Here is a 22,200-nt window from a genome sequence, read left to right on the forward strand (position 1 = left end):
CCTAGCCCCTGTTTTATTGCAACAGTCCAATCATGTGTAACAAACCATGACCAGTAACTAACTCAATAATTAAAGCAATAAACCCTAACATGGCAATTCGACCATTCCAAACTTCTGCACTGGTAGTCATACCCCATTCCCAACTTTCTGGGGGATACATCTTCACCCTTTTTTTTATTTGGGCTGCTTGTGATAGCTTGAAATTGGGTTGTTCCAGTGCTTCAATGACTAAATCAGCCAAGGCTCGAATAAATACTGGATGAGTATTTGGCGCAGGTGCGCGCCGGAAATTGTGAATTCCAGCTTCTTCAGCAATTTCACGATACTCAATGTCAATTTCTTGTAATGTCTCAATGTGTTCGGAGACAAAACTGATGGGTACAACCACGATATCTTTAACGCCTTGTGTGCCTAATTCTTTTAGCGCATCTTCAGTATAGGGTTGTAGCCATTCTACGGGGCCGACACGGCTTTGATAAGCCAAAGTATGAGCATTAGGACGATTGAGGGTCTGCATAATTAAATATGTGCATTCCTCAATTTCTTGCTGATAGGGGTCGCCTGCTTCTTCAACGTAGCTTTTAGGTACACCGTGAGCGCTAAAGAAGATATGTACCTCATCAGGATGAGGACATTGGTCTATTTCCTGAGCGATGAGTTCCGCCATTGCTCGCAGGTAGTTTGGTTGTTTATACCAGGAAGGAATAACAGTGTATTCCAGCGGTTGTAGTTTTGGGTCTTCTCGCCAAAGTTTTTCTAATAGCCGGAAACTAGAACCACTAGTACTAATGGAAAATTGTGGATAAAGAGGCAGAATGACCAGTTTATCGATATCATCTTGAGTTAGGAGAGCGATCGCTTCTTCTGTATAAGGATGCCAGTAACGCATACCTACGTAGATGTTAGCTTCTTGCCCTAAATCACTCAACTGTTCTTTTAAGGCTTCTCCTTGCGCTTCTGTAATTCGCCGTAAGGGAGAACCACCCCCAATTTGCTTATAATTTGCTTGAGATGTTTTCACGCGCCGCGAGGCAATGAACCACGCTAGGGGTCTTTGCAACCAGCGAAATGGTAGGCGAATGATTTCGGGATCAGAAAATAAATTGTACAAAAATGGCCCGACATCCTCTAACTTATCGGGGCCACCGAGATTGAGTAATAAAACGCCTACACGACCCATAGCAGTTATTTTCCCCCAACCTTTTCAGATTTTTTACTAATGTTAACAATATATCTTTATTAAATATAAAGCTTAATAGTCAGGAAAGATGCAATGGCCACAATTTTACGTGATTTAAGTTACCGCTATCAATGGTTGTATGATGCTATTTCCCGCGTAGCTGCTATCAGCGTCGGTGGTGAAACCCGTTTTCGCCAACTTGCCTTACAAGGCTTAACAATTAATTCAGATACTCAGGTATTAGATTTATGTTGTGGTAGTGGGCAATCTACACAATTTTTAGTGAAATATTCACAAAATGTAACAGGATTAGATGCCTCACCAAAATCTTTGCAAAGAGCAAAACAAAACGTCCCAGAAGCCTCATATATAGAAGCTTTTGCTGAAAATATGCCCTTTGCCGAGAATTCTTTTGATTTGGTACATACCAGCGCCGCATTACATGAAATGCACGCTGAACAATTACGGCAAATTATTCAAGAAGTATATCGAGTGCTGAAACCAGGCGGTGTGTTTACATTAGTAGATTTTCATGCACCAAATAATCCCATATTTTGGCCTGGTGTCTCAGTGTTTTTACTATTATTTGAAACAGAAACAGCATGGGAGTTAATCAAAACCGATTTACCAGAGTTATTAAAGGAAATTGGCTTCAATGTAGAGAAGACACAATTGTATGCAGGCGGGAGCTTACAAGTGATTCACGCAAAAAAATAGCCGCCTACTAAACAAGCCAACTTTCTCTAACTCTTTGCGCCTTTGCGTGAGACAAAAAATTAATTAACCGCAGATGCACGCAGATAAAAATCAAGCATGGTGACTCATCACAAAATCGAATAGATGATGCGCCATTTCCAACTTAGAACAATGGGCAATTTCTAATTGATGATTCTGCCTATCTAAAAATATGGCTTGATTATTATTACTCCCAAAACCACTATCAGGTTGATCTATAGGATTAGCAACAATTACATCTAATTTCTTAGTCTGCAACTTTTCCTTTGCAGGGGTGATGATATCTCCCGTCTGTGCAGCAAAACCGATTAATAATTGATGTGGTTGTTTGAGTTGGGCTAATTGAGCCACGATATCAGGTACAGGTTCTAAAGGTAACGCTTGAGGGAGCGATCGCTTGGGCAATTTCTCGCTACTATAATCTTTAGGCTTGACATCAGATACAGCAGCAGACATCACAATCACATCAGCATTCGGTAAATATTCCAACATTACCTGCTGCATTTCCTCGGCTGAAATCACAGGTATAGCTTGCACACCTAAAGGTACATCCCAACTAGCTACACCATGTACTAAAGTCACATTTGCGCCACGATGTAAAGCAGCTTGTGCCAACGCCAAACCCATCTTACCCGTAGAAGGATTACCAATAAATCTTACTGGGTCGAGATACTCTCGCGTTCCCCCAGCACTAATTAAGATGCGTTTACCGACTAAATCTCGCTTACCGCCAGTATGTAATAAAGATTGAATATGAGTAACAATTTCTGATGGTTCGGCCATTCTACCAGCACCGATGCGATCGCACGCCAGTAACCCCGATGCTGTACTCATCCCATGATAACGGCTGTCTGTTAACAATTGCTGCCAATTGCGCTGCACTGTCAACTGTTCCCACATATCCGTATTCATCGCTGGGGCTAACAGCACAGGACACCTAGACGCTAACACCGTATTCGTCAGCAAATTATCAGCCATTCCGTAGGTTAACTTAGCTAACGTATTCGCTGTTAAAGGTGCAATTACGATTAAATCAGCCCATTCTCCCAACTCAATATGTAATGGGCGGGAGTGAGTTGGTTGCCAAAAATCATCATCTGTATAGGCAAGGTGACGAGAGAGAGTCGCTAAAGTCAGAGGAGTGATGAATTCTTGCGCTGAACGGGTGAGAATCACGCGAACTTCCACCCCGCTTTTAAATAGAGTAGAAACCACCTCACAAACTTTATAGGCGGCAATACCGCCGCCTACACAAATAAGAACCCTTTGGGTGTGATTTTTGCTTGAGGACTGAAGATTAGACATCAGAAAAAAAATATGAAGGCTGAAATTAATTTCATACTTCATACTTTATACTTCAGACTTTATCTAAGCTTCATCGTAAGGTTCTAAATCTAAGAGGTAGATATAGGGTTCAACTAATTCTGGACGCTGAAAGGCGATCGCCCGCAGTAGATGCCAATCGTTCAAACCTTCAAAAGCATTGCTATAATTATCAAGTTCCAGACGAGTAGCTAAATCTTCCACATCTGCTGCGGTCATGGCAGCTATTTCATTTCTGGAAATGCCTAGAGTTTTCATAATGCTTGCCCCTCCCTTATGCAGCATTTGCATCCAGCTTGGGTAAAGTTGCGCTTGACGCAACCACCCAATCTATATTACTCATTAGACGGCATTTCTTTCGTAAAAATTTGCATGATTTTTACCATAATTGTAAAAAATTTGTATTTAAGGCTACCCAATTGTCGTTAAAACAAAATTTCGTAACGCTTCTAACATTTGCAGATTAATTTCATGCCCCGCCTCAAATTCCCGGTAATCTACCGTAAAACCTAGAGACTGCAAGGTTTCCCGCGTTCTGATAGCTGCTTGCAATGGCACAACTTCATCTTGAGTACCGTGCATAACTAAAGTCGGCGGAATTTCACTTTTACCTGTCGGTACAGCATCAGGATGTAAATACCCACTCATCACCGTTAAACCAGCCAGGGGTAACTTTAACCCCACTTCTAAAGTCATCGCCCCACCTTGAGAAAACCCACACAAAATCGTCCGCGATAAAGGTACACCAGTGCTGCTTTCTAAAGATTCCAAAAAGTCAGTAAGTAATTGCCGACTTTCAGCTAAACCCAGATACATATTCTCATTTCGCAACTCATACCACGCCTTACCCACAGAAGAATAAGGATGGGGATAAGGTGCATTGGGAAAAACAAACTGGTAATTCGGTAATCGAAAATAAGGCAATAAAGATGCGACATCCTCAGCATTCGCACCCCAACCGTGCAAAGCGACAATTAAGCCAACTGGAGGTTGAGAATTAGCAGAGGGGACATTAATAAATTGTAAAGACACAGACGGAAATTACTCCCATAATTCAAATCTGTAGTAAATCCTATCTCCATCAGTAGAAATTTTGACGGGATAAAGGATGTAGGTAGATTTATTCTATTAATCTACTCGGACACGGAAGCGTACAAACCCGAAATTACTACCTGCTGTATAGTTGAGAGTACCAAAATTCACAACTACTGCACCTGTGGGATTAGTTTGATTAGGACATACATTCTTAGCACTTAAAGGAGCTAAAGGCGAGAAAAAGCTACCATTATCGCCATCCGCAGCATTAGTTCTGGGTGTATTGGTATTAGCTAAATTTACTAAAATTCCACTAGCGGAAGCAAAGCTGTTACTAATAAATGTTGTACCTGTAGGGATAGGATCGCAAAATCTAGCGTTTTGTATTGGCTGGTTGCCATCAGCCAGAAAGTAAATTGTATATTCCACTTCATCGCCACTTTGTAAGGTGAATTGCGAACTCAGGTTAATAATGCCTATTGGGGAAAGTTGAGACCAACCTGCGGCGTTATCGTTTTGGTCATTAGGATTATCAATAAAACTACCAAAGTTAACACCACTCAAAGGCAAACCATTTCTCACAACATTGGTAATTCGTTTCACACCCCGCAATCTTAAAATTGGAGTGGGTGTAGCAGAACCCACTGCTACTTCCTCTCCTACTGTTGCTGGGTCGTAAGTGACGCTGGTTGTACCATTTGCTATTGTTCGGGTAGGGTCAAGATAAGTTGCAGTGGCACCATTGTTGTACACTCCATCAGGCACAGTCGCAGCCACATCTGTAGTAAAGGTAATCTGCACACTTGCGCCACCGGGAATGTTGAAACTGCCAAAATTCAGCGTTGTTGCGCCAGTAGTTGGGTTAGTCACACTGGTGCGTGTTGCACCGCCGTTCAATGTCACGGTAGGAGTAACAGAGCCATCAAAACTAAAACCACTGGGCAACGGATCGGTAATATCAATATTGGTAGCAGTAGCTCGGTTAGCAGCATTGGCAACAGTGATGGTATAAGTTGCCTTACCTGGTTTGATAATTGGCCCTGGTGTACTGGTGGTTTTAGTAATAGTCAGTTGGGGGACGCATTCTGCACCAGAATTTGCCCCAGGGACAGCGCCAACAGCTTGGCTGGTACCACCTGCACCTGCGGTAGCACCAAAGTAAGGGTCTACAGGATCAATGGGGTCTTTCGCTGTGCCACTTTGCCCACCTGTAACGTTAACACTAGCACCAGAACTAGTAAAAACAACACCACCACCACCGCCGCCACCGGGGCCATGAGCGCCATCAAAAGGTTCAGCAGCATTGCTGTATTTAACGTTGCCACCATTACCACCTCTAGCATTCACCGTTAAACCAGCAAGGTTATTATTTGCAGATGTCACCATCACGCTACCACCAGCACCACCGCCACCAGTGCCATCTTGACGCACATCAAAAGCAGTGGCTCCGTTTGCATTGATAGTCCCGCTACCACTGACACTAGCTGTGCGAATTAACACCATACCGCCACCATTAGCGCCACTACTAGCAATACCATTAGTCGGAACACCTGTAGTTGCACTAGTTGCCTGATTTGTGGTACCAGCACCACCGCCGCCACCTAAAACAACCCGATTACTGTTAGCAGGAAAACTAGCACCACCAAAACCACCAACATATACTCCAGATGTCCAAGAACGACCGCCTAGACCACCAGTACCCCCGTTACTACCACCACCACCACCGGAATTGTGTCTGTTGTTGATTGGTTGACCATCGGTGCTACCACCGCCAGCGTTACCAGGTGCGCCACGGCCGTAACTCCCACCAGGATAGCCTTCAACACCATTATCAGTAGCTGAGATGGTGGCTGAGTTAAGTACATAGCGGGGTGTGCCAGCAGTACCTTCTCCTTTGGAACCGTTGGCATCACTAGTGGATGAAGTTACATAATCTGTACGGAGGAGACCAGTAGTACCAGTTAACTGACGACCGGCACCGCCACGGAAACCAATACCACTCACATCTACAGTGGCGCTGGCTAAATTCAAATTGCCTGCAACATCATAAATTAAAATTCCTCCTGTCGCCCCATTCCACGGCGCGGCGGTGAGGCTAGAACTCATAGTGGCACTAGAGTATTGCGGTACGCGAATTACTTGATAAGTTCTTTGTCCTTGAGAACCAAACGGGGTATTACTGTAGGAATTAATTAATCCTCCGCCATTTGTGCCTTGAATGGGGATGGAACCGCCAGCTATTGGCCCAGTAGCGACAACGTATTCGTAATTACCTGCTGTGAAGTTGGCATTGTTGAGGTTGCCACTAGCGCCTGTGGTTACGGGAGCAAGGGAGACATTACTATTGTTACCACCACCAGAAACTCCATTACCGTAACTATCAGTGTTGCTGGCATCAATATCTGCGCCTTGCATTTGGATAATTAACAATAAGTCACCAGCAGCAATGGGTGTGGTAGAACCGTTGGGGTTAATTGCGCCGACAGGAATGGAGGTTGAGCCTGCGGCAACGGTTGTATTTGTCGCACCAGCGTAGTAAGTATTGATGATGCCACCTAAGCTGCTGGGGCCGTCTTTACCAGGGGTGGCACATAAGCGGGGTGCGACTTGGGCTGTGGCTGGTGTTTGGGTGAGTAATACTAGGCTTTGGTAGCTGAGGGTAGTAAGGATAAGGGTGACGCTACGGATAAGTTTTAGAAGATGGTTGTGAGAATGGTGGGGTTTTAGCATTTTGAATAAACCGCAAAGGGCGCAAAGGACACAAAGAAATACGAACCACAGAGGTCACTGAGGAATGGGAGTTTGAGAGATTTTTTGCGTAAGTCTTAACTTTTTCTGTCACCTGTTACCTGTCCCCTCCATTTGCAAGTCTTTCTCTTGTTCTTCAAGGATGATTTCTAGTCCTCTGGTATCTTTGAAAATTATTTCTACTCGTCTATCTCTGGCTGTATCAATGACGGTGTTACCGGAGGTGCGTCGTTGTTTTTCACCAAGGGAACGAATGGTCATTCTTTCGGCGGCAATGCCTTGTTTTAGTAGGTAGTTTCTGGCGGACATAGCGCGGCGTTTGCCTAAGTCTAAGTTGTAGGCATCACTGGCGCGGATATCGGTATGGCCTTCAATTTCAATCACAATGAAGGGATATTGTTGTAAGACTTGGGCAATTTGGTTGAGAACTGTGCTGCTTTCTTGGCTGATGAAGTCTTTATCTAAGGCAAAGTGAATGATGCGGGGAACTTTGAGCCGGATGGGTTCTGGTTTTGGTTCTGGTTGTGGGGTTGGTTGGGGTGCGCTGACACATTTAGGAGGTGGGGAATTTGGTAGGGGAGAGGTGGAGGGATTTTGCTCTGAGGGGTCTGTGATGATGGCGTTGTAGGCTGGTTCGGAAGTACCGTATTTTGGATGGGTGGCGATCGCACTTATTCTCTCCCCAGCCCGCAAACCTGTTAAACTACCGCTAAAGTTACCTTTTTCATCAGCAGTTAAGGTTGTGAGTGGTTCACTCAAGGGGCCGTAGTTCTCGTTTCCCTGGACGCGGTATATCTGCACTTGAGTACCAGGGTCGGCTTGACCGCTAATTAAGGCTTGACCGTTCACTAGTAATAATTGAGAACTGGCAAATTCTGGTGCATTCACCGCGCCGTTTGCTGTTTCAAGTCGGCGGTTGGGACTGTTGCGTTTGGGGTTGGGGCCGTCTCCCCGTTGAAAGTCACTAATATTTAGTTGTTGCTGGGTGTTGAGGTCAATACTTAAGCCTTCTAAGTCGCTAAATTTGTTATTTTGGATAATGTTAGCGATCGCACTCCCAAAACCACTACCATGAGTACCAAATGCTGTCACTGCTACTCCCGGCCCGGTTTGGTGGCGAATTTCGTTATCGGTAACTTGATTTTCGTTCCCCATTAAGTAAACTGCGGCGCGGCGCAAACGTCTACCGTTAAAGGTGATGCGGTTATCGTGAATTTTGACGTTACCTGTAGGCTTGAATAAATAAACACCAGCCCCATCGTTACCACAAATTAAATTTCCTTGCAGTTGGGAGTTAGCAATTACACCTTCTAATCTCACAGCATCAGGCATTCCAGCTATACCGTTACTAACAATTATGTTTTCTGCTATTAAGGTATTTTCGGCACGTACTGAGGTAATAATTGCACTACCTTCATGGTAAGAAATACGGTTACGTCTGATTGTTGTTCCGGTGCTGTTGAAAACGTAGACACCAAAAGCTGAGGTTTTCTCTGGCATTTTCTCATCTGGGGTAATGCCTAACCAGTTGTTTTCAATTACTACGCCTTTGGGGGGAATGTCTTTGTCTCCAAAGGGAAAGTTACTGTTGGGTGGTTGTTGCTGTTTGGTATTAGGAGGCGGTAAACGATGGGAAATGAAAATATCGGCTGGCGGTGTGGTTAAGGTTGCGCCTTGATTCAGGGAACGGAAACCGTAGATACTTAAACCGCGAATCTGCACATTATCAGCGACGACTGTAAAACCACGCAATATCTCTTGGTTGGCGGTGGGGGTGATAGCAACTATTGGTTGAGGAATGGCAATTTCCGCCGTTGCTGAACGGGAAGCATCGTAACCCGCTTGGCTAGTACCGTCTACTATTAATCTGGGTGTGGCTAAGGCTGGTAATTCTTGCCGTAGTTGGATAGTGGTTTGATTTGGCGGTAAGTTAAACTCAATTCGCGCGTTGTCGTTGCTGGGTTTTACTTGCGCTTTTTCTTGGTTACTCAGTTTTTCTACGGAGAGATTACCGTTTACTAGTGCAATGGCTTCGCGTAAGGTGAGTTTGTCGTCTGGTTGTATTTGTCCGTCTTGGTTAGTGTTGACTGTTACTTGTAGGGATGTGGGGGATGTTTGGGCGATCGCAATTTGAGGGAGAATTAGAAGTAAGAAAGGAACGAACCACAAAGGGCGCAAAGGACACAAAGGAAGAGAGGAAAGAGAGGGTTTTTTCGTGGATGTTAGGGAATTAGGGGGGTTTTTTGGTATCATTGCTCTCCTCACTTTGACTCTAAGGCTACTGGTTGAACTACTGACTCTTGCTGTTGCGGTGGTACTATTTTTTGCCTACCGAAACCACCGAAAAGCTCGTTGAGTTTAAAGCTGATGTTTAAATAGGGGCCGCCGGCGGATCGATAACCGCTAAAATCTCGGTCATCTGCACTACCGAAGGCGTAACCGACACCAATTCTTAAATCTGGTGTTAAATGATACCCACCTTCTACAGCTAAACCAAATTCGTTGAAGCCTTGTTCTGGTTGACCCAGCCAACGTCCTTCTAAGGCTAAGTCTGTGCGGTAGCCTAGTTGGTAAGTTGTGCGTAACTGCGCTAGGTGAATGCTGCTATGGTTGGTAAAATCCTCGGATAGGGAAGTAGAACTGCTGCGGAAGGCGTATTTACCATACAATTCCCATTGCCAGTTGGGTGCATAAATCGCTTCGGCGGAGAAAATATGATCTATGGAACCGTTACCGCTACCGGCCAATAAGGTATCGGGTGTGGTGGCGGGGTTTTGGCGATATTCATACCCTAATAAAGCGTTAAATTTATCGTCGTTGGGGTCACGATAAGCTAATCCGACGCGCAGATTTGCGGTGTCTCCTAGTTCTTGCAAGAGTTGGTTTGCGCCGCCTGCTTGTTGATAGCGTACCGCCGCAGTTAAAGCTGGGGAAAGTTTACCGGATGCGGCGGCGGAAATTACTGTATGATTGCCTTCGCTGCCACTACGATGTTCTAATCTGGCGTTGGCTTGGAAGTTGGGGTTATCGGTGTAATCTAGGCCGATGCTGTAAACATCACCTGCAAACAAACCTAATGAGGAAGCAGTTTGTCCGACTGCGTAAGGTTGAGCAAATCTGATACCTGTGGCGGAATCACCAAAAATATCTTTGAAGATGTGTTCGTAACCGAGGCTTAATTTTAATCCTGGTGCGAGACGAATACCGTGATTTAGAGACACGGAACCTTGGTCAGTCATTCCATCCGCACCACCTAAAATTGAGTAACGACCTCTGACGGTGGTATCTAGGGAAAATTTATGCTCGACAATTGTATCTAGGCTGGTAATGCTATTGCCTTGTAATAAACCACCTTCATAAAATTGGTGGGCTAGTCGCATACTTACGCCAGGATACAACGCCCAATCTAAGCCGAATGTTGTGCGGTTGGGATAGAGTTGGTCGCTTTTACCTAGGTTGAGTTCGTTTTGAGCGTGAAATGTGAGTGATTCAGATAAGGGAACGTCCAAACGAGAGACTAACTGGCTGGCGTTACCGTTGAATTTGTTAGTAATGCGGTCTTCGCGGGAACGGTTGATGTATTCCAAACTTAAGTCAGATTGACCGATTTTTTGTTGGATACCTGCGCGGATGGTGGTGAGAGAATTATTAATTTTGCTTCCTGGTGCGGCTTGGGGTTGGGGGTTGAATAAGTCAATTAACTGGGTTTGTTCGGCTGGGGCGATACCAAAATTGTCTTCGCGATCGTACCCTAGATTAAAGCTGGTAATTTGTCCCAATTTCCCCGTTAAGGACGCACCGTAGCGAGTTTGTCCGGGTGTAAAACTCCAAGTGGCGTTATTGGCAAAGTTTTCGGTGACAGAACGATAGTAAGCTTGTCCTTGGAAGTTTTTGCCAAGATTTGCACTAGCTTCTAAACGGTATGCAGAACCACTGACGTTACCAAAAGCGAGAGTATTGTGGCGAGAGTGTGCATATTCACCGATAATTTGCCCAGAATTTCCTAAAGGTGCAAAGAAATCAAATCCATATAGTTCAAAATCTTGCTGTCCTTGGTCTTCTTTAAGGTAACTTGCACCAATAAATGGATTTCCGTTTTGAGTATTTTCGGAAGTTCTCAGATTATATTGCAGTCGTCCGGCGTACAGTTTGCTGTCTTCTCCAGCGTCGTTTTGATAGGTAACGACGATGCGGCGTACCAAAGTTTTACCGAAGGGGTTTAATTCTGTAGCGACAATGGGACGACGGAATAATAATGTACCGTGATCGTAATCTATTTCGTAGTCCGAACCACGGGATAAGGCTTTACGTTCCAACACCGTACCTGGACGATTAATTTCTTCAGATTCAATAAAGACGTTTTCACTACCAGGAATAACTAAGCGACGGGAAAGGAAATAGTAACTACTGGTTCCGTTGGGGGTAATTGCGTCGCGTTGGAAGCCTTGAATATTATTGGCGTATAAGGCTGTTAGTTGCAGGTTGCCAAAGTTGTAATTACCTTTGAAGCCGTGCAGTTGTCTGGTGGTAGCTGTATACAACTGGGATGATCTGGCAAACTCTTCAGTATTGTAGTCACCCCACATAAAATAGTCTGATTCTGCGCCTGGGATGTCTGGTGTACGTTCAATGCGAGCATAGACACTATCTGTAGAAGGTGCAGTGTTAGTAAAGCTAGAACTATCACCATAAACTGGATAGTCTTTTTCACAAGATTGGATACCACCAAAGAGGCGATTATCTCCGTTGCAATCTTGATTTAGAGGACGTTTGCTATTGAATGCGCCTGTAAATAACCAATCTCCAACTTTGCCAGTGGCGAAGACGGCTGCATCTACATCTACACTTGTACGACCGATTTTATTGGGGTTGAGATAGTCGCGGAAACTACCTCGGTAATCAGTTCCACCAGCGCCAATCCTGACGTTAATGCTACCTGTGGCTAAGGAAGGACGCAAGTTGGTAATAAATTCTACATTGGTATAAGCTTCGATTTCTGCATCTTGGTCTATAGCCGCCCGAATTTTCACGTTTTGGGCGATTAAACCTGCTTGGAGTGTGGCTGTAAACTCACCTTTACGCGCAAGTACCTGAAACCCTGGTGCGTCTTTATCTTGGTCTGCACCCACAAATTGACCTGCACTAGCTGTTAAGGTGACAGGAATATCTTCGGTAATAATTTCGCCTTTTTCGTCGGTAATTTTACCTTCTATGGTGATGGTGGAGCGTCCATCGGCAGGAATTTTGGGTTCTTGGATGGGTGCGATCGCAATTTTTTTCTGCACCTCCTCAACCGTGACTTTCACACTGGTTGATTTACCATCAGCACCTTGAGCAGTAATAGTATTTTCACCTTTATTTAACGGCACGTTATACCAAATTAAGGTGTTTAACTTTTGCGCTTCGTCTTTATGCAAGTATTGGGATATAGCCGCATCAATGGGTTTACCATTCAATGTCACTGTTACCTGGTTATTAGAGTGATATTGAACTCCCAAGTTAGTAATTTTGGCAGTAGTCACACCTGCAACTGGAGTGATAATGCGAATTTCGGCGGAAATAGGGGTTGCTGCTTTTTCTTCCGTTTGCTTGTTTTCGGCTTTCTCTCCAGAAGTGAACGTATTTATCTGATCTGAGAAAATCTTCGCCTGATTATTTTCGGCTTTCTCTATAGGAGTGAAGGAGTCTATTTTATCTGAGGAAATATTCGCTTGATTATCTTCTGTACTTTCTACAGAAGTGAAGGAGTCTATTTGGTCTGAAATTATTAATTTATCAGGTTGGCTTGGTCTTGGTGGCGAGAAAACAGCTTCGAGATCATCTTCTACAGGTGCGATTAACTCTGGGACATTGGGAGATTCAACTTTTTGTTGTGTTTGTGGTGGTGTTTGTGCAGTCGCCGCCGCAATTGGGAGGATGGGAAATGCACTACAAACGCTTAGTAAAGTTAAGTCACGCTTTCTAACACTAATCTGCGTCATCTTAATTACGTCCTTCCCCTGATGCTGGTGTGACTGCAAAATTCATCCGTCCCATACTTCTGGGTGCGAGTCGGACGAGGCGCGATTGGCTATTTTTTTCGATGTTGTAGAGGTTGGGTGCAAGGCTATATCCAGGTAAGCTGGTTAAATCTAAAGTTCCAGTCCGATTACCAGCAATCACATTTGCTAGAGAGAACATCCCATTAGCATCGGTAAGGATGCGGTTCCCGTCATCCATGTAAATTACGGCGTTGGGTATACCTGGTTCTCCTGGTTGTTGTTCGCCGTCAAAGTTTTTATCAATAAAGACTCGTCCAATTAAAGTTGCACAATCGGAGATAATACCAGGACGAATTTTTAGTAAATGACTGGCTGTATTACTGCGGATATTACCTGCGGCGGCGACGGCTAAATTCTTCCCTGTTCCGCGTACTGCATCGGGTGTGACTGTGACTGCATAGGCTACATTCATCGTTCCCTGTGCCGGGATAGTACCAGCGTAGTTAATGGTTACTGTGTGGTTATCTTGGCTATTTGATACAGTTACAGGTGTGGTGGTGTTATTGCTGGTTAAAGAGACTTGCAGCGATCGCGTCTCGAAATTCAAGCCGAGGGGGAGAGTATCAGTCAGAGTAATATTGCTGGCGGGAGAGTTACCAGTGTTGCGGATAGCCAGCCGATAAACAACGGTATCACCTGGTTCCACGGCGATGCGATCGGCCGTTTTGACAATCTCTAATGCAGTTGCACCTCTAGTAAAAAACACAGTATTAGAAGTAACAGGCTGAATATTATCGCCTCCCAACACGGCTGTATTAGTAGTTTCATCAGCAATTACGGCTGAAATGCCAACAGAAAAAATTCCAGGAAGCAACAGAAGCAAGAAAAGATAATTTTGCTTCCAGTCTTGTACCAACTTCATAGCTATATTAAAAAAATGTATTTTTTCTTCAAAAGAACAAATGATGAGAAGTTATTATTGGAAATAATTAATCATGATTATTTAAAACACTCTATATTAGACATCAAACCAAGTATGTAAATTGAATATTATGTTATTCTTCTAACCATTTTTTATATCCAGATTGTTTTATATTCAACACATAAAATTTATATTTTTTAGTTTTAATTAGATTTTTGATAATTTCCATTAGTTCAAATAAGTCATCTGCACTCTCAGTCATGTTGACCGTATACTTAGCTTTTAACTCACTAAAAGCGCACAAATAAAATTGATTTAATTTCTGATTTGTGCCAACAGCATCATGTTGTTAAATCTTGTACAATTCCCAAACTTGACTTATAGATATTGTGATAAATCTAGTTCAAATATCTACCAAGTCAAATATTATGTAGCTTAATATCAGAGCAATTTAAAAATTAAAATTACTCTGATAGTACTTACTGTTGTATATCTAATTCTTCTCAGCCCGAATACAACGATTGATATTATGATCTGTTTTTAGGTAAATGCACGAATAATTCTGGTAGATGCAGCGGCTTACTTGAAACAAATATAACTATAGTAAGGTTAAATGGCAATTAATTCATCTAAAAATCATTATCGTTTTCTCAAAAACCATAATGATAGTGATTGGCAATGTGGATAACACTAATTTTTACATCTAATATTTTATTGTAAGTTTAAAGTTTTACTAGTATTTACTATTTTTAGGTACAAAAATTAGATTTTTTATTAGGATTAATGTAATCATACTGAAACCAGAGATTATAGTTTTATAATCTCTGCAAGTTTTCTCGGTAAAAGCAAGTTTAAAAATTTCCTCTACTGAAATTATCAACTTATTTAAGGTACTAAAGAAATTCTTAATCAAGAATAATTGAGCAGTGCTAACAATTTTGCCAAAACTGACAATCTAAAAATCTTACTCGGTGAATTTAAATATATTATCTATTCTAAAAGTTTTAAGTTTCTATAAACATCAGACAATGAAAGTAAAGTTATTGCTACATTACTATACTCCAGCATCAAACATAATTTACAGAGTTTAAATATTCTCTCAGTAATATCACCCTAGTTATTTTTGATATAAACAGCGAAATTAAGTATTAACCAGTAAAAAATCAATAATACAACCTGTATATTCCATATTTTTGTACTGCATATTATTCCTTAAGTAGCAACATATCATTATCAGTAACAGGGGCATTTACATGTTAGAGCTAGGCATTAAAAACAAAAACTATTTTAATTCTCAAGCTACCCTTAAAAAGGTTCTAGAAGAGTGCAAATATCCCCGAAGAGGATCAAAAAATAAAACCTTTACTTCTTTACAAATTGCTGATGTGATTGGACGAGCTTTTATTATTGCCTATAAAGAACAAACTAATTTACTTGAATCGACCTTGATTAAAGAAGGCTTACAGTGTGAAGTATTGAGACAAAAGCACCAACCACAGTATAAAAACTTTTCTCCGAGTTATCTTTGTCTACTCAATCATTTAAGTGCATGGAAAATAGCTGCAAGAGAAACTCAACCCACTTTAATTGTTGAAGCAGATTTTGTCCCAGTTGTAGGATTGGGCAAACTACCTTTACCTTTTAATCCCTATCAAACTAATGTTGGTATGTGCTGGCTATATACTTGTGCCTCTCAGATATATAGTATTTCAGCAGATGGCTATGCTGAAGGTTTTTCAGTCTCAACCGTTGCTTACATTGTTACTCCCCAAGGGGCTGATAAATTAATTAAATTTGCAGAAGAACTTATACAACAATCAGACCCTAATGCTTATTCTACTTGGGATACTTATCTTGATAATTTTCTGCGCCATCATCACTTGAAAAACTACATCCCTTTCCGAAATTATGGAGAGCATGGTGGCTTACCAAATCTAGAACATTCTCGTCATGGATTAAGTAAAACCCATAGAGCAGATGTTCTCTATAATCAACTGGCTTTTATGCCTATGTATGCTTCAAAAGTAGGTGTAGACTATTTTAATTTTTTCTTAGTGAGACTTCAAGCACGGATAAAAGGCATAGCTCGTTTGTTAACAGGTAAATTTCTCCGATTGCCAGTTCTGAAACGTTCTCGTGTACCTGCTAGGTTAGCAAATTTTGCTATTCGCCGACAGTTGTTTCCTTCTATCTAGACTTGCCTCAATCATTCTCATGAACTGAGAATGAAAACATGATAGTTAAAAAAGTATAAAAATATTCAAAAGAAATATAGTTTTTTTTATGAAAACATTACTAGTGTTGAGCATTGACAACAGTTGGAACCATCCCAGTTTTTAGCAAAAGTGATAAAAGTCCTTCAGAATGAGTAAGACGGGTCTTTTTACATCAAGATTCAACCAGAACAATGCTGTAAGTATATTTCCATGAAGCCATAGTTACAAATCGAGGAAGGTATAGGAAAATAAAAGAACGAGTTTTTCTTACAATTCCCAATTGCTATAGCAACTCAAAAAATAGTCTTTGGTGTGGTTTGGGTAGTGTTAATGCACAGACTTGCGTACCTATAGACAAGTTGAGGTGAAAATATGGATGCTAACAAACTCCTGAATTTATATGCAGCAGGAGAGCGAGACTTCGTGGGTGCAAATCTGCATCAAGTTAATCTTTGCGGTGCTGATTTGAGAGGCGCAAACTTTGTTGAAGCTGACTTAAGTGGAGCAGATTTAAGCCAGACTAATTTGAGTGGATGTAACTTCAGCCGAGCAAATCTGACTGATGCAGATATCAGCGGAGGTAATCTGAGTGGCGCAAATTTGAGTGAAGTAAACTTAATAGGCGCAGACTTAATTAAGGCTAACCTCGAAGGAACAAATCTTAGTCGTGCAGATTTGCGGGGTGCTAATTTGTTACTAGCAAACTTGCTAAAAGCAAACCTCAGCGAAGCAGAAATGAGTGGTGCAGATTTGACTGGTGCTAATCTCAAGAAAGCAAATTTGATTGCTAGTAATATTAATGAAGCAGAAATTAGCAATGCTGATTTCACAAAAGCAATTGTTACAGAATATGAGATGACTGGCAAAGTAATGCACTTAGGCTTATCTCATAAATGGGTAACTTGGGCTGGCTGTTATTAGTGAGTATAGGGTTTAATAGGGACACGATCGCTGTTGTGTCCCTAAATTTTTGTCTATAACAGCTAAAATTAAAGCGATCGCTCGTAAAATTCTAATAAACCAAAGGTCTAGCACCACTCATCTGACGCAACGAGTTGATGCAAGCGGGACAGTCACAACCAAACAAAGTCACTGCCATTTCGCTTTCTTGGTCACTAAACTCCAACATCGGCACATCTTCTTGTGAAAATTCCACTTCAGCCTGCTGTGTGGGGATTTGTGCTAACACCGAAACTCTAGCACACACTAAGCCAACCTTATGCTTGTTGCGGATACAAGATAGACGGTCTTCTGTGGCTTTTACCGCTGGTTCGGCTGCTTGTGCTGGATTAAACATAGCCGTCATAGACAAAATCGAACTAATCAGCACAGGGGTCGAAAGTAAGCTTAGTATAATTTTGTTCATCGGTTTCCTGCAAAAAATCCTGACTACTCAAAATACTTCGATTAAATCTTACGTTTACCATGAATGTCCATCAGGAGCTTATGTTTCCCAGATATGAGAAAGGAAATGATTAACGTCGGGTCATTTCAAATAATTGTTGAGCATTTTTACCTAAAAAAGCCTCAAAAAGTTCAGGCTTTCCAGGTTCAATTTCTATGATGTAACGCTGGGCAAGTTCATAATAAGCATAAGTCCAGGGAATTTGAATTTCTGCATGACTGCTATCATCTATCACACTCACCATTTCTGTTACCGCTTGGGTTGCAGTTTGGCGTAAACCACAAGTAGTATTACCTTCAATTTCGGCTTTCATCGGTACACCCAAATTCGCCAAAGCTTGAGCAGTAGTATCTATATCAGGATATACAGGAGTATTTTGGCGGTTAATATAGCCTGTGAAGTGGTTGACGGCGTAACCGTGCAGTAACACCCAAGCGCCGTATTGGGTAATTTTATTCACTTCCTCTAAAACGGAACGTCGAGGAATTTGCCAAGGTCGAGTGAAGGTTTGCTTTAATTGTTGGATACTGCTGGCAAAATTATTCTCATCTAGTAACACAGGTGTCAAAACAGGAAGACCTTCTGCGGGAATTGTGGATACTGTTTGATAAATTAATTGGGCAATAGTATCCGGTAATTCATCAACAATTAATTCACTAATAAATAGTTTAGGTAAATCGAATTCTGCTTGCTGAGGATGGCGATAATGACGCGCGTAAAGATGGGTTGCTGCAAATATATATTCCCCCGTAGGTTCGTAACCCAAGGCTTCGGCTATTTGTGCTAAGTGGTTGATACCTAAGTTAATTTTACCTTGGGGACTATCGACTACTAAACGCAAAGACCGAAAAGCAATATGGTCGTTGGCGACGGTTCCACCCGCCTCCCTAATCATGTTTTGGTAGATTTGGGCATAATTGACTCTGGCTTGATATTCTTGCCAAAGTGATTCCCACAGATCAGATACGAGTTCGGGTTTCATATATAGAAGAAGGGAACAGGGGACAGGGTAAAGGTTACAGCGGACAGAGTGAAGCAGGGGAAAAATTTTAATTGTTATTCAGGACTCAATACTTTTAAGAATGTCAGAGAGAATTTCGAGGGCGGTTTGTATTTGGTTGCTGTCAATGATTAAGGGTGGACAAAAACGAATGGCGGCTTTACCGCAACCGAGTAATAGCAGACCACGTAAAAAGGCTTCTTGGATGATGCGATCGCGTAGCTTACTATTATAATTACCTGCTTCATCAACTAAATCCACCGCTACCATCAAACCTTTACCTCTGGGTAAAGACATATTAGGAAATATTTGGTGCAATTGAGTTAAGCCAGCTTGTAATAGTTCGCCCATTTGGGTAGCGTTGGTCATCAAGCCACTTTCTAACAGTCGCAATGTTGCCAAACCCGCTGCACAAGCCACAGGATTTCCGCCAAATGTGGTGGCGTGGGAACCAGGCGGCCATGTCATTAATTCTGGACGGGCGAGAATTGCGCCGAGAGGTAAACCACTAGCAAGACCTTTAGCTGTGGTGATAATATCAGGCATCACACCCCAATGTTCAATGGCAAACAAGCGACCTGTACGTCCCATCCCTGATTGCACTTCATCTACTACCATTAATATGCCGTAGCGATCGCAGATATCTCTGATTCTTTGCAAAAATCCATCTTCGGGGACAATATAACCGCCTTCTCCTTGAATTGGCTCAACGAATATAGCTGCTACTTCCTGGGGCGGTAGTATGGTATTAAATAGTTGTTTTTCTAAATAATCTAAACTCGCGTGAGTGCCGTAAGGAATATGAGTTACTCCTGGAACTAACGCCCCAAAGTTAGCCCTTTGCACTGTTTTAGAACCAGTCAGCGACATTGCGCCGTAGGTACGTCCGTGGAATGCACCCAAGAATGCGACGATGAGCGATCGCTTGGTGTAATATCGAGCTAGTTTAATTGCCCCTTCGTTTGACTCCGCCCCAGAGTTGGTAAAAAATATTTTTGCACCTTCGGGGAAAGGGGCGCGAAAGGCTAACTTTTCCGCCAATTCAACCATCGGTTCATAATAAAAATCCGTACCTGACATGTGCAGCAAACAAGCTGACTGTTCTTGAATAGCTTTGACAACTTCCGGATGGGCGTGTCCGGTAGCTGTGACAGCAATACCAGCGGTCATATCTAAAAATACATTGCCGTCTACATCTTCCACCATGCAGCCTTGACCGCGTGCTACCACTAGGGGATAGTCGCGGGTATAAGATGGGGAAGTTACAGCGCGATCGCGTTCTACAATTGCTTGAGCGCGAGTTCCTGGTAAAGCTGTTACCAAACGCGGCACACTCGGTAAAGGTTGATTAATGGATATACTTAACATTTTTGAGATTTTTTAGATTACTGATGATTAAACAGGTATGTAAGATTTTTGACAGTATCATTTGCTGCCATTTGTATAAATGTTACGTATTGACAGAAAAACGGTAATATGGGTTATTTTCTTCTGAATAAATCTCGAAAAATTTTCATGAATCCTCCGAACGAATTAGCACAAGAGTTTCATGGCTATGCTCTGACTGAGTATTTATATTGGGTGAATATGGTAAGTACTGATTTTTGCTACGCTAATTACACCAAGATGAACTTGGTAAAACTAACAGAGTTAACCTGTCTGAGCAGATATAAATACAATTTGAACCAGTTATAATGCCACTATTGTAATCAGGGTTTCTGGATTGTCAAATTAATATCACCCAGATATTAAGCAAGTGTAATTATTATTGATTTATGGAAATTTTTTTCAACTATGAGTAACTTATTCAGTCTAAAAATTAGCCTCTCTTTGGGTACCGCCGCTTTATTAACGGCTATTTTCGCGCATGGCTATTTTTACTCTCCGGCAAAAAGTCCAGAACTAGCTCAACCAGAAAACATTCAAGATAATTTTGCCCTCTCTCAACCGCAAATTTCTCTAGCTTCTATGCAAACGGCTAGTGTAAATCAGCCGATTTTAGAGCAAGTGTCTAATAAATATGCAGCTTCAGTATCTGTAGGCTATCCAGTTATCGATGAGTGGAAAAATTATAAATTTAGTATTAACGGTAATCAAATTTTATCTACAGCTAAATTACCTACTAGTAAAATTAATTTCAATCAATCAGATTTATTAAGTACCCTTGTTAATACCCGTCAATATTTCCAATACCACGCTGCTGATGATCCAGATATTCAACGCAAAGGTTTATTAGGAACTCAAGGAGTTAGTGTAGAAGACGTTCTCAAAACTTTAGATTTTATGATTGTTGTCTTAAAAGAAGACATTGCAAATAATCGTCCGACTCGGCTACAAGAGCCTAATTTTATCAACAAAAATTTTCGTGTGATTAAATGGAATGCTTACAATAAGCAAAATACTAGTCAAAAACAACTACGCATCACCAAATATGCCGTTTTTACTCATCAAGGTTCTCCCACTAAAACAGCTAAGTTTAATACACCAATTTATAGTTTAAAAGATAGCTCATATAAAGATAAGTTTTATACTAAATATACGAAACAAGATGTTTTATCAGGTATTTATGAGCCTGGCGGTAAAGAATTTGGTAAAGTTCAACCTTTAGCTTACCTGACTCGTGATGGTTTAGAAGAAGCCCTTTTGCAGGGTACTATCTTAATTAAATTTACTGATGGTTCTCAAGCATTTTTCAATGTAGATAGAAATAATGGTATGTCTTATATTCGGGGCTTAAAAGGAACAGCCCAGAAACGTTATTGGTATTTTAAAAAGGTAGATGCCATTAAAGGCTATGGTCATAAAATAGATGCCAAAATTTCCATTAAACCAGGAGTGACTTTTGCTGGAGATGTTTTGAATATTGGCGTAGGTAAAGTAGTAGTAATAGAGAATACCCAAGGCGGACGGAAAAATTTGCGAATGGGCGTAATTGCCGATACAGGTGGAGCATTTTTACCGAACCTTTATCAACTCGATTTTTTAGCAGGAATTTTTCAAAATCGACAAGAATTTGGTCAGTATATTCAGCAATTACCAGAGTATGCTACAGCATATTTTTTAGTTAAGAAATAAACGGCAACAGATCATTTGCATACACAAAATCTGGAGTTGTTAAAATGGGGTGTAAAGTTTTTGCTCACTTACACCCCGATATTCTTACACCTGTCTAAACCATTGATTTTGGTCTCCAAGCCAATTAAGGCACTATCAAAACTGGGCATGGAGAAAGATTAATTACCCGTGTCGTTACACTATCAGTTGCACCCTCATCAGTTAAGCCCAGTCCGCGACAGCCCATAACAATTAGATCCGCACCGATTTCATCAGCAACATCACAAATGGTAAATGCTGGTTTACCTTGCCGTTCCAAAACTTCAGACTGAATACCCTCCTGTAAAAATAAGGCTTGAGCATTTTCTAGCAGTTTAGCAACTACCTCTGGTGAAACCATCGGATCAGGACTTGGTGCTTCTGCCGAGGTTTCCTCAACCACAGATAGCAACACCAAGCGGCTTCCGTACTTTTGCACGACATTGGCAACTACATCAGCAGCCTCCCGTGCTTCCCGACTTTGATCGATTGGAAATAACACTGTCTTAAACATATCTCTCCTCCGCACCCCAGACTCCGGTAAAATCTTGATGGTTATACT

Annotated in this window: 17 protein-coding genes; 5 read left to right on the top strand and 12 right to left on the bottom strand. The window is 41.9% G+C overall.

The window, feature by feature from the left end; translation table 11 throughout:
* Positions 1-13: 13 nt before the first annotated feature.
* A complete protein-coding gene (gene hemH, locus AC504W_RS00490) occupies positions 14-1,180 on the bottom strand; it encodes a ferrochelatase (RefSeq protein ID WP_494875675.1) in 1,167 nt (388 codons plus the stop codon).
* Positions 1,181-1,273: 93 nt separating this feature from the next.
* Here hemH and AC504W_RS00495 point away from each other — a divergent pair, with 93 nt between their 5' ends.
* A complete protein-coding gene (locus AC504W_RS00495; RefSeq protein ID WP_494875676.1) occupies positions 1,274-1,897 on the top strand; it encodes a class I SAM-dependent methyltransferase in 624 nt (207 codons plus the stop codon).
* A gap of 90 nt (positions 1,898-1,987) precedes the next feature.
* On the opposite strand, the gene coaBC is transcribed toward AC504W_RS00495, so the two are convergent.
* The 7 genes from coaBC to AC504W_RS00530 all read right to left on the bottom strand — a co-directional run bounded on the left by coaBC (position 1,988) and on the right by AC504W_RS00530 (position 13,924).
* Positions 1,988-3,220 carry a bifunctional phosphopantothenoylcysteine decarboxylase/phosphopantothenate--cysteine ligase CoaBC gene (gene coaBC / locus AC504W_RS00500; protein WP_494875677.1) on the bottom strand — a complete coding sequence of 411 codons (1,233 nt, stop codon included), beginning with the start codon at positions 3,218-3,220 and terminating at the stop codon, positions 1,988-1,990.
* Between the two features lie 63 nt (positions 3,221-3,283).
* A complete protein-coding gene (gene isiD, locus AC504W_RS00505) occupies positions 3,284-3,496 on the bottom strand; it encodes a protein IsiD (protein WP_062297109.1) in 213 nt (70 codons plus the stop codon).
* A 153-nt stretch (positions 3,497-3,649) separates the two neighbouring features.
* Positions 3,650-4,270 (bottom strand): alpha/beta hydrolase, encoded by a 621-nt coding sequence (locus AC504W_RS00510; protein ID WP_494875679.1) that lies wholly within the window; start codon positions 4,268-4,270, stop codon positions 3,650-3,652.
* Between the two features lie 96 nt (positions 4,271-4,366).
* Positions 4,367-7,003 (bottom strand): beta strand repeat-containing protein, encoded by a 2,637-nt coding sequence (locus AC504W_RS00515; RefSeq protein WP_494875680.1) that lies wholly within the window; start codon positions 7,001-7,003, stop codon positions 4,367-4,369.
* A 108-nt stretch (positions 7,004-7,111) separates the two neighbouring features.
* Entirely contained in the window at positions 7,112-9,274 is a 2,163-nt protein-coding gene (locus AC504W_RS00520; protein ID WP_494875681.1) for an OmpA family protein, read from the bottom strand.
* An 8-nt stretch (positions 9,275-9,282) separates the two neighbouring features.
* The gene (locus AC504W_RS00525; protein ID WP_494875682.1) at positions 9,283-13,002 is read right to left on the bottom strand and encodes a hypothetical protein; all 3,720 of its coding nucleotides are present in this window, start codon (positions 13,000-13,002) and stop codon (positions 9,283-9,285) included.
* Between the two features lies 1 nt (position 13,003).
* Complete coding sequence (locus tag AC504W_RS00530) at positions 13,004-13,924, bottom strand: hypothetical protein (RefSeq protein ID WP_494875684.1); 921 nt, start codon at positions 13,922-13,924, stop codon at positions 13,004-13,006.
* A 1,253-nt stretch (positions 13,925-15,177) separates the two neighbouring features.
* On the opposite strand from AC504W_RS00530, the gene AC504W_RS00535 reads away from it, so the two are divergent.
* Positions 15,178-16,119, top strand: a complete 942-nt coding sequence (locus AC504W_RS00535) for an LPS biosynthesis glycosyltransferase (RefSeq protein ID WP_494875686.1) — start codon at positions 15,178-15,180, stop codon at positions 16,117-16,119.
* Positions 16,120-16,512: 393 nt separating this feature from the next.
* Complete coding sequence (locus tag AC504W_RS00540; protein ID WP_096582201.1) at positions 16,513-17,061, top strand: pentapeptide repeat-containing protein; 549 nt, start codon at positions 16,513-16,515, stop codon at positions 17,059-17,061.
* Between the two features lie 91 nt (positions 17,062-17,152).
* Here the strand turns inward: AC504W_RS00540 and AC504W_RS00545 are convergent, their stop codons facing one another.
* The 3 genes from AC504W_RS00545 to AC504W_RS00555 all read right to left on the bottom strand — a co-directional run bounded on the left by AC504W_RS00545 (position 17,153) and on the right by AC504W_RS00555 (position 19,913).
* On the bottom strand, positions 17,153-17,506 hold the full coding sequence (locus tag AC504W_RS00545) for a hypothetical protein (protein WP_494875688.1): 354 nt from the start codon (positions 17,504-17,506) through the stop codon (positions 17,153-17,155).
* 109 nt (positions 17,507-17,615) lie between these two features.
* Entirely contained in the window at positions 17,616-18,527 is a 912-nt protein-coding gene (locus AC504W_RS00550) for a DUF1338 domain-containing protein (RefSeq protein ID WP_494875689.1), read from the bottom strand.
* A gap of 78 nt (positions 18,528-18,605) precedes the next feature.
* Entirely contained in the window at positions 18,606-19,913 is a 1,308-nt protein-coding gene (locus AC504W_RS00555) for an acetyl ornithine aminotransferase family protein (RefSeq protein ID WP_494875690.1), read from the bottom strand.
* Between the two features lie 147 nt (positions 19,914-20,060).
* On the opposite strand from AC504W_RS00555, the gene AC504W_RS00560 reads away from it, so the two are divergent.
* Positions 20,061-20,240 carry a hypothetical protein gene (locus AC504W_RS00560; protein ID WP_494875691.1) on the top strand — a complete coding sequence of 60 codons (180 nt, stop codon included), beginning with the start codon at positions 20,061-20,063 and terminating at the stop codon, positions 20,238-20,240.
* 99 nt (positions 20,241-20,339) lie between these two features.
* Positions 20,340-21,620 (top strand): hypothetical protein, encoded by a 1,281-nt coding sequence (locus AC504W_RS00565; RefSeq protein ID WP_494875693.1) that lies wholly within the window; start codon positions 20,340-20,342, stop codon positions 21,618-21,620.
* Between the two features lie 124 nt (positions 21,621-21,744).
* Here AC504W_RS00565 and AC504W_RS00570 read toward each other — a convergent pair whose 3' ends face one another.
* The gene (locus tag AC504W_RS00570; RefSeq protein WP_096582211.1) at positions 21,745-22,152 is read right to left on the bottom strand and encodes a universal stress protein; all 408 of its coding nucleotides are present in this window, start codon (positions 22,150-22,152) and stop codon (positions 21,745-21,747) included.
* Between the last annotated feature and the right edge of the window lie 48 nt (positions 22,153-22,200).

Source organism: Nostoc sp. C96, assembly GCF_059384975.1.